The sequence below is a fragment of the Mycobacterium ulcerans subsp. shinshuense genome (assembly GCF_002355775.1).
Taxonomy (GTDB): Bacteria; Actinomycetota; Actinomycetes; order Mycobacteriales; family Mycobacteriaceae; genus Mycobacterium; species Mycobacterium marinum.
On the sequence record NZ_AP017624.1, the window covers coordinates 4,204,765 to 4,214,144 of the forward strand.

Annotated in this window: 7 protein-coding genes and 2 pseudogenes; 6 read left to right on the plus strand and 3 right to left on the minus strand. The window is 66.9% G+C overall.

The features are described from left to right. Positions 1 to 41 precede the first annotated feature (41 nt). Positions 42 to 926, plus strand: coding sequence for a lysophospholipid acyltransferase family protein (locus SHTP_RS18785; RefSeq protein WP_096371433.1), 885 nt, complete (start codon positions 42 to 44; stop codon positions 924 to 926). A 192-nt stretch (positions 927 to 1,118) separates the two neighbouring features. Then, positions 1,119 to 2,857: pseudogene (locus SHTP_RS18790) on the plus strand (DUF3556 domain-containing protein). A gap of 111 nt (positions 2,858 to 2,968) precedes the next feature. Here SHTP_RS18790 and SHTP_RS18795 read toward each other — a convergent pair. Beyond that, positions 2,969 to 3,196, minus strand: coding sequence for a DUF3618 domain-containing protein (locus SHTP_RS18795; protein ID WP_011741513.1), 228 nt, complete (start codon positions 3,194 to 3,196; stop codon positions 2,969 to 2,971). 107 nt (positions 3,197 to 3,303) lie between these two features. Between SHTP_RS18795 and bcp the strand changes: the two genes are divergently transcribed. Continuing rightward, entirely contained in the window at positions 3,304 to 3,777 is a 474-nt protein-coding gene (gene bcp / locus SHTP_RS18800) for a thioredoxin-dependent thiol peroxidase (protein ID WP_011741514.1), read from the plus strand. On the opposite strand, the gene SHTP_RS18805 is transcribed toward bcp, so the two are convergent. Beyond that, entirely contained in the window at positions 3,778 to 5,103 is a 1,326-nt protein-coding gene (locus SHTP_RS18805; protein WP_096371434.1) for a dipeptidase, read from the minus strand. Between the two features lie 42 nt (positions 5,104 to 5,145). On the opposite strand from SHTP_RS18805, the gene macS reads away from it, so the two are divergent. From macS to SHTP_RS18820, 3 genes and pseudogenes are all read left to right on the plus strand, one after another. Further along, a complete protein-coding gene (macS, locus tag SHTP_RS18810; protein ID WP_096371435.1) occupies positions 5,146 to 6,288 on the plus strand; it encodes a MacS family sensor histidine kinase in 1,143 nt (380 codons plus the stop codon). After that, positions 6,285 to 6,941 (plus strand): response regulator, encoded by a 657-nt coding sequence (locus tag SHTP_RS18815; RefSeq protein ID WP_096371436.1) that lies wholly within the window; start codon positions 6,285 to 6,287, stop codon positions 6,939 to 6,941. The genes macS and SHTP_RS18815 overlap by 4 nt, the downstream gene beginning before the upstream one ends. A gap of 61 nt (positions 6,942 to 7,002) precedes the next feature. Continuing rightward, positions 7,003 to 8,910, plus strand: a pseudogene (locus SHTP_RS18820) (DUF2339 domain-containing protein). A gap of 73 nt (positions 8,911 to 8,983) precedes the next feature. Here SHTP_RS18820 and acpS read toward each other — a convergent pair. After that, positions 8,984 to 9,376 carry a holo-ACP synthase AcpS gene (gene acpS / locus SHTP_RS18825; RefSeq protein ID WP_096371437.1) on the minus strand — a complete coding sequence of 131 codons (393 nt, stop codon included), beginning with the start codon at positions 9,374 to 9,376 and terminating at the stop codon, positions 8,984 to 8,986. Positions 9,377 to 9,380 lie beyond the last annotated feature (4 nt).

The following is a 9,380-nucleotide window of genomic DNA, read 5'->3' on the forward strand; positions in this document are numbered from 1 at the left end:
ATAGCGTGGTAGTCCGAGCACGAATCCGAGCGGAGGAAGCCATGGGCGGACGCATCGATACCGAGGCAATAATGAGCCCGCCGCGCCGAGTGGAGTTCCTGCGCGGTGCGCTAGACCGGACCCAAGACGGGATTGCGCCGCTTATCGACCTGTTTCGGCCCCATGTAACCGGCCTGGAAACACTGCCCGCCAACGGACGATTCTTGTTGGTGGGCAAACACACTCAGTTTGTCGGCGGTGAGGTGCTGCTGGTTCCGCACTTCGTTCGTCGGGCAATCGGCAGCCGAGTGCGTCCACTGGCCGATCGCCGGTTCGGGCGGCGCCGCGGCATTGGTTACGACCTGATGACCGCCTACGGCGGCGTCGTCGGCGCGCCCGAAAGCGCACGAGAACTGATGCGGCACAACGAAACCATTCTGGTATTCCCCGGCGGAGGCCGCGAGATCGCGAAATTCAAGGGCGAGGAATACCACTTGAATTGGAATGGGCGCAACGGATTCGCCCGCATCGCGGCCGAAAACGACTATCCGATCGTTCCGGTCGGACTGGAAGGCGGTGACGATGTCTACAAGAGCATGGTCACCCGCGACAGCGCGCTCGGCCGGCTCAGCCAGGCCGTCAGCGTGAAGCTGACCGGCCGCTCCGACATGGCGATGCCGTTGATGCGCGGGATGGGACCAACCTTGATCCCCCGCCCCCAACGGATGTACCTGCGTTTTGGCGAGCCGATCGACACGACGCAGCCGGATGGGAGAGCGGCCCAGGAGTGGGTCGAGTCGGTGAAGAAAAGCACTCAGCACGCTCTGGAAACAATCCTGGCCGAGTTGCTGAGCATTCGCGCAGGCGACCCGTTCCGCGCGCTCAACCCGTTGTCCTGGGCGAGCGCGGCCAAAGCCGAAGCGACCAGCAGCGCGAGCCAAAATTAGGGTGCCGCCGCAACTTTGGCAGCGCCCAGCCCACACCCGCCAGGCCTGGCCGACGCGCGCTGTCCAGGGGCTATCAAGACGCCTTCGGTGGGCCGATCGGATCTGTTCGAACCCCCGCCTTTGGCGGTAGTTTTCTTCTGACACCGAAGTTGTGATCGGCGCCCCCAGACCAGGTTTGTCGAAGGAGCTGTAATGGGGTTCATCCAGCCAAACCTGCCCGTCGTCGACATGGCCGAGTGGAGCAAGGGCACCCGCGCGCAGCGGATCATTCCGATGGCCCGCCACATTGCAGAAAACGGCTTCGGCACCCCGCTGGTGATGCCCGTGATGTATGGCATCAAGATCGTGCTCTACATCCTGGGCGCGTGGCTGTTCGCCTTGTCCACAAGCGGTGTCGAGGGCTTCAGCAACGTCGGCGCGTGGTGGACGGAACCGATCGTGTTCGAGAAGGCCGTGCTCTACACGATGCTGTTCGAGGTGGTAGGTCTGGGCTGCTGCTTCGGCCCGATGGCCGGGCGCTAGTTCCCGCCGATGGGTTCGATCCTGTACTGGCTGCGGCCCGGAACCATCCGCCTGCCCCCTGGCCCAACCGGGTGCCACTGACCAAGGGCACCAACCGAACTCTGTTCGAGGTTTTGCTCTACGGCGCCCTACTCGCGCTGCTCGTCGTCGCGTTGGTGTCCGACGGCACCGGGCCAATTCCTGAGCTCAACACCATGATCGGCGTGCTTCCGCGGTGGCAGCCGGTCGCCATCCTCTCGGTGCTCGCGGTCCTCGGCCTGCGCGACAAGATCACCTTCCTGGCCGCGCGCGGTGAGGTGTATGCGCCACTGACACTGGTGTTCTTGTGCTCCGGCAGCGACATCGTCGTCGGAGCAAAGCTGGTCTTCATCGTCATCTGGCTGGGCGCAGCGACCTCGAAGCTCAACAAACACTTCCCGTTCGTGATCTCGACGATGCTGGCCAATAATCCGTTCATCCCCTCCGGGTTCCTCAAGAGGTCGTTGTTCAAGCGATACCCGGATGATCTACGGCCCAGCACGTTATCGGACTTCATCGCACATTTCTCGACCGCGGTGGAAGGGCTGGTACCGCTGGCGCTGTTCTTCTGCCACGGTGGCTGGCCGACGACCATTGCCGCGTTCGTGATGGTCATGTTCCACCTCAACATCCTGCTGGCCTTCCCGATGGGGGTGCCGCTGGAGTGGAACGTCTTCATGATTTTCGGGGTGCTGTGGCTGTTCGTCGCCCACGCACACCTCGGGCTCGCCGATTTGACCGGCCCGTGGCCCGTCGTCCTGTGCGCCCTGATCGCCGCCGTTGTCGTCATCGGAAATCTCTACCCGCGCATGGTCTCCTTCCTGCCCGGCATGCGTTACTACGCCGGCAACTGGGACACCACCCAGTGGTGCGTCAAGCCGTCGGCCGACGAAAAGATCCGAGTCGGTGCTCGCGCACTCGGCCCGATGTATCACCTGCAACTCGAGCGGCTCTACAACAGCAAAGCGCAGGCCCTGGTGCCGATACACCTGGCCTTCGCGTTTCGGGGGATGAACACCCATGGCCGCGCGCTCTACACGCTGGTGCATCGCGCACTGGCCGGGTACGACGAGGACGACTACAACGTGTGCGAGGGCGAGCAACTTTGCGCCATGGTGCTCGGATGGAACTTCGGCGACGAGCATCTACATAACGAGTGCCTCATCGAGGCCCTACAGCAGCGGTGCGGATTCGAGCCGGGTGAGGTTCGGGTGGTGATTCTCGACTCGCAGCCCATCCAAATCCAGCGCCAGCAGTACCGGCTCGTCGACGCCGCCACTGGCGAGTTCGAGCGCGGTTACGTCGATGTGGCTGACATGGCCGAGGCCCAGCCCTGGGTCGATGACCTGCCGATACACGTCGAAAGCGGCACCGCGGCCGGAATGACCTGAGGGCACTGCGGTGGTACCCAATCGCGTCGAGCGTGCCCCCAGGGCGCCGAGTGTGCGCTCAGGGTGGCGATCCGGCGGTTTCCACGCCCTGGACGCACATCCGAAGCCGTCTCAGCGGTTCCTGATCTTGCGGATCACCACGACCACGACGACAGACCCGATCCCGACCAACGTCACGGTCACGGCCGGTTTGGTGACGAACTCGATCACTTTGGCCTTCACGTCGTCGGCCAGGCGGCGGGGGTTGGCACGCTCAACCAGCGAGTCGACGGTGGTCGCCAGCTGGTCGCGGGCGACGTCGATGTCCTGCTTGATGGTGTCGGGATCGCGGTCCGCCACGTGTCTGTCCTCCAAGTCTCCCGCTATCCGGCCTATACACCTGCCCGCACTACCCTAGATCAGCCGGTGCGAGTCCTAACGCTCCGGTGAACAGAAAGGGACCTACGTTGAGCGAGACCACACGCCTGGCGCCAGGCGACAAAGCGCCTGCATTCAGCCTGCCCGACGCCAACGGCAACAAGGTGTCACTGTCCGACTACAAGGGACGCCAAGTGGTGGTGTACTTCTACCCGGCCGCTTCGACTCCCGGATGCACCAAACAGGCCTGCGATTTCCGCGACAACCTGAGCGAGTTGAACGAGGCCGGCCTCGACGTGGTCGGGATCTCGCCCGACAAGCCGGAGAAGCTGGCCAAGTTCCGCGATGCCGAGGGGCTCACGTTCCCGCTGCTATCCGATCCGGACCGCAAGGTGTTGGCCGCCTACGGCGCCTACGGCGAGAAGATGATGTACGGCAAGACCGTCACCGGCGTGATCCGTTCCACGTTCGTGGTCGACGAAAACGGCAAGATCGCCGTCGCCCAGTACAACGTGAAGGCGACCGGGCACGTCGCCAAACTCCGCCGCGACCTACAGGTGTGATCAGGCCAGGTTGGCCAGCAGCAGCGCCTCGGCCACCACGGCTCGCTCCAGCACCCCCAGATGCAGGCTCTCGTTGACGCTGTGCGCCTGCGTCCCGGGATCCTCCACCCCCGTGACGAGGATCTTCGCGTCAGGAAACGCCTCGGCGAACTCGGCGATGAACGGGATCGACCCACCCATACCCATGTCGATCGGGTCGGCACCCCACGCCTGGCGGAACGCCGTGCGTGCGGCGTCATAGACCGGACCGCTCGCGTCGATCGCGTAAGGCTGACCGATGTCGCCGCGCTCGACGCTTACCCGGGCTCCCCAGGGCGCATGCTTACGCAGGTGAGCTTCCACGGCATCGAGGTGCGCCGCGGCGTCCCCGCCGGGTGCGATCCGAATGCTGATCTTGGCGCGAGCCCGCGGAATCAACGTATTCGATGCTGCCGCAATGGAAGTGGTGTCGATACCGATCACGGTGATCGCCGGCTTCGCCCACAGCCGCTGGGGCACCGAACCTGACCCGATCTCGGTGACACCGTCGAGCAGACCCGAGTCCGCACGCACCCGCTCGGGCGGATAGTCAACGGCGGCGGCCGTGCTCTCGTGCAATCCGGCCACCGCTACGTTGCCGTCGTCATCGTGCAGGCTGGCCAGCAGCCGCACCAACACACTGAGCGCGTCGGGAACCACACCACCCCACAAACCGGAGTGCAGCCCGTGGTCGAGGGTGGCGACTTCCACGACACAGTCAGCCATGCCACGCAGCGACACCGTCAGCGCCGGCACATCGGTGCTCCAATTGTCCGAATCCGCGATGACGATCACGTCGGCCGCCAGCACGTCGCGGTGAGCGGCCAGCAATCGGCCCAACGACGGCGAACCGGACTCCTCCTCGCCCTCGACGAAGACGGTCACACCCACCGGCGGTTTGCCATCGTGCGCCCGAAAGGCCGCCAAATGCGTTGCGATTCCCGCCTTGTCATCGGCCGTGCCACGCCCGTAAAGACGACCGTCGCGTTCGGTCGGCTCGAACGGGGCCGAGGCCCACTGATCGGGGTCTCCCTCGGGTTGGACATCGTGGTGGGCATACAGCAGCACGGTCGGCGCGCCCGGCGGTGCCGGATGCTGCGCGATGACCGCCGGGGCACCGCCTTCGCTGACGATCTGGACGTCATCAAAACCTGCCTGTGCCAACAAATCAGCTACCGCTTGAGCACTGCGATGGACCTCGGCGCGTCGCCCCGGGTCGGCCCATACGGATTCGATCCGGACCAGCTTCTCGAGGTCCTGCCGCACCGACGGCAGCACCTCGCGCACACGCTCAACAAGATCAGTCATGACACTGAGGCTAACCAACGGGCTGGCTATGCTGAGCGCGTAATGGCGACACGCGGTCCCGACCCGACGGCGCCGCTCTGGCGGGCGGCGCAGCTATTCCGGCTGCTGAGCTGCGGCTACGCACTCGGCTTCCACATCGCGATCAACTCAAACCTGCAGCGGCCGCTGCTGGGCTGGGCGCTGTTCGCGGTGCTGATCGGCTGGAGCGCAGCCTGCGCGGTCGCCTACCTGCGCGGCTTCGGCCGGCGGCCGGCCTGGGTAATCACCGAGATCGCCGTCGTCGTCGTGCTGATGCTGTCCACCAAGATGGTGGCCTCGGCACAGTGGGCCCTGGACAACCAGACCTGGCCGACCACGCTTTGGGCCAGCAACGCCACCATCTCGGCGGCGCTGCAGTTCGGCCCGGCCGGCGGCATGTTGACCGGCATTGCGGTGACAGCCGCCAACGAGGCCGTCAAGGGCTACGTCAACGTCAACCTTGGGCGCACCGCGACCATCGTGATCGAACTGGCGGTCGGCCTGGCGGTCGGCATGGCCGCCCGCACCGCCCGGCGCGCCCACGCCGATCTGCAACGAGCGGCTCAGCTGTCGGCCGCCTTGCAGGAGCGGGAGCGGCTCTCCCGGCAGGTCCACGACGGCGTCATCCAGGTGCTGGCGCTGGTCTCTCGGCGCGGGCACGAAATCGGTGGCCCCACATCCGAGTTAGCCGAACTCGCCAGCGAGCAGGAACGCGCGCTGCGCCGATGGATAATCTCCACTGACACCGATCGTGACGGCAACACCCGCAGCGTCGACCTGTGCGCCCTGTTACGGCGCAGGGCGTCCGACCGGGTATCGATGAGCTTGCCGGGAACTCCGGTGACACTGACGCGGGAGGTCGCCACCGAGCTGGATGCGGCGGTGGGCAACGCCCTCGACAACGTGCGCCTGCATGCCGGGCCGAGCGCCCGCGCATTCGTGCTGCTCGAAGATCTCGGCGACTCGGTCACCGTCAGCGTCCGCGACGACGGCGTGGGCATTGCCCCGGGGCGACTCGACGAGGCCGCCGGCCAGGGGCATCTGGGCATCTCGAAGTCGATTGTGGGACGGCTGGCGGCCCTGGGTGGCACCGCAGAACTGAGCACGGACCAGGGCGAGGGCACCGAATGGGAGCTGCGGGTGCCACGCCGGGAAGGATCGTCATGAGTGAGCACGAATCGCCGACGGTGATGGTCGTCGACGACCATCCGATCTGGCGTGACGCGGTTGCCCGCGATCTCTCCGATGACGGCTTCGCAGTGGTCGCCACCGCCGACGGGGTGGCGACGGCGCAACGGCGGGCCGCAATCGTCAAGCCCGACGTGGTGGTGATGGACATGCGGCTGGCCGACGGCGATGGTGTGCAGGCAACCACGGAGGTGCTCAAGGTCTCGCCCGCGACCCGCGTGCTGGTGCTGTCGGCCTCCGACGAACGCGAGGACGTCCTGGAAGCCGTCAAGGCGGGGGCAACCGGATACCTGGTCAAGAGTGCGTCGAAGGCCGAACTCGCCGATGCGGTGCGCGCCACCGCGGCGGGGCGAGCCGTCTTCACCCCGAGCCTGGCTGGGCTGGTCTTGGGCGAGCATCGGCGTATCGCGCAAACCGCGGACTCGAGCCAGGATCGGCCCAGCCTGACCGAACGGGAGACCGAGATACTGCGCTACGTCGCAAAACGACTGTCCGCCAAGCAGATTGCTGAAAAGCTCTCGTTGAGCCACCGGACGGTGGAAAACCACGTCCAGGCGACGTTCCGCAAGCTGCGGGTCGCCAACCGGGTGGAGCTGACCCGCTACGCCATTGAGCACGGGCTGGACAAGTAGCCGCCCAGTTTGCGTAGTCCTACTCATCCATGCCGGGGCCAAGAACGGCAGAGTAATCGACATGACCGAATCGCAGCACGCTGTCATCAGTCGACTCTCCGCGGAATTCGACTCATTGGCTCGTCAGATGGCCCGCGTTTCCGGCGAACTCAGCCAGCTTGACCGCCTGATCTCCGATTCGGTCGGCGCGCCCCAACCCGCTGCGGCCGCGCCGCCGCAACCGCAACCGCAGCCTGTGGCTCCGTACTGGTACCCCTACTGGCAGCAGTGGGCGCCCGTGGCGCCAGCACCCGCCGCGGCGCCGCCACGCCAGTACGCTCCCCCACCTACCGCGCGCCCGGCCCCCCAAGGCCCACCGGCCCCGGCACCGGCCGCGGCCCCACCGGTCTCCGCACCGCGGCGCCCCGCCGAGAGCACCGAATCCGGCTGGATCGGCAAGCTGCTAGCGGTCGCGGGAGTGGCGGTGACGTTGACCGGCGTGGCGCTGCTGCTGGTCCTCGCCGCGCAAGCCGGGCTGCTGCGACCCGAGATCCGGGTCGCCGGTGGCACGGCGTTGTCAGTCGCGCTCGTCGGCGTGGCCGTCCGGCTGCGCGGCCGCCCCGGTGGACGCATCGGCGCGATCGCGTTGGCCGCCACCGGTATCGCAACCGCCTACCTGGACGTCATCGCGGCGACCACCATCTACCAGTGGGTGCCGGCGCCCGCCGGGCTGGTGCCGGCGCCCGCCGGGCTGGTGCCGGCGCCCGCCGGGCTGGTGCTGGCCGCGCTGGTCGGTGGGGCGGGACTTGCGCTGGCCCGCCGCTGGGATTCCGAGCACCTGGGGCTACTGGTGCTGGTGCCGTTGATCGGGCTGGCGCCCGTGCTCACCAGAGGTGCCGATCTCTTGCTGGTGAGCTTCATGCTGGCGCTGTCGGCCGCAGCGTTACCGGTGTAACTGGGCAAGGATTGGGTCTGGCTGCACGCCGCGCGCGTCGCGGCACCCACCGTGCCCCTGTTGATCGCCCTGGTGGCGGCCGACAAGCACGACAACACCTGGCTGCTGGGCGCAGCCTGCGGTGTCGCTGCGATCCTTGCCATCGTGAGCGGCCTGATCGTGTTGCCGGGCGGCAAGAACGCCGCCGCCCTGGCCGTGCTCACGGTGGTCGGGACCCTGCCCGTCTTGGCCGCCGCCGTCGCGGTCGATCGCGTGTTTGCCGCGCTGCTGGCCGGCACCCTGGCCGCGGCACTGTTGGCAATCGTTCTGGTAGGCAGTGAACTTCCCACCATCTTCAACCGGGTCTTGGCGGCATGGTCGGCAATCTCGGCGCTGGTCGCCGTTACCGTTGCCTTCGACGGCCACGTCGAGGGGCCGATCCTGCTCGCCCTTGCCATCGTCGTCGCGATCGCCGGTCGCCACGACCGCATGGCGCTCTGGGCCGCAGCGGGTTTCGGCATCGTCGGCCTCGGCCTGTACTACAGCTATGCGCCGCTGCATGCGCTGTTGACAGCGACGGTGATGCCGACCCCGATCGCGGTGTCCACCTTGGCCGCCAGCCTGCTCAGCATCGCATTTGTCGTTGCGATGAGCAGGGCGTGTGCCGGCATCGGAGGCCAGAATCGCGACATCCGCCGGATCCTGGCCGCCGTCGGCGGGGTGCTGGTGATCTATGCCGTCACCGCGTTTACGGTCACCGCCGGTGTCCTGATCGCCGGCACCGAGGCGGGCTTCCTGGCCGGCCACATGGCGGCCACCATCTGCTGGATCGCCGTAGCGGCGCCGCTGTTCGTCTACGCACTGCGAGTCGCAGACCGGGAACGCCGCACCGCCCCGATCAGCGCCGGCCTGGCGCTCACCGGGGCCGCCACCGCCAAGCTGTTCCTGTTCGATCTCGCCACGCTCGACGGCATCTTCCGGGTCGCGGCGTTCATCGTGGTCGGCCTGGTGCTGCTGGCGATGGGAACCGGATACGCGCGCAGCCTCGCGCGCTAGCACCCTGGCGAGCAGACGCGAAATCGCACGGGATCGGAGATTCCGATGCGATTTCGCGTCTGCTCGCCGGAGATCAACTGGTCTCGAGAATGGCCACGGCGGCCGCCGTATCCCCCTCGTGGGTCAACGACACATGGATCGTCACAGCGGCCAGGTGCTTGGCGATCTCCCCGGTGAGACGCACCCGCGGCCGTCCCCACATGTCGGTGACCACCTCGATGTCGCGGTGGATGTCTTCGGGCAGCACCGGCCGCTGCGCGAACCGTGATCCAGACCAGGCCTTGATCACCGCTTCCTTGGCGGCCCAACGGGCCGCCAAGTGCCGCGCCGCCGACGAACTCTTATCGGAGGCGTCGCGGCGCTCACCGGGGGTGAAGGTCGCAGCGAACGCCGTTCCCGGCTGATCGACCTGCTCGGCGAAATCAGGAATGGAGACGAGGTCGATCCCGACGCCGACGATGCCCATGGAT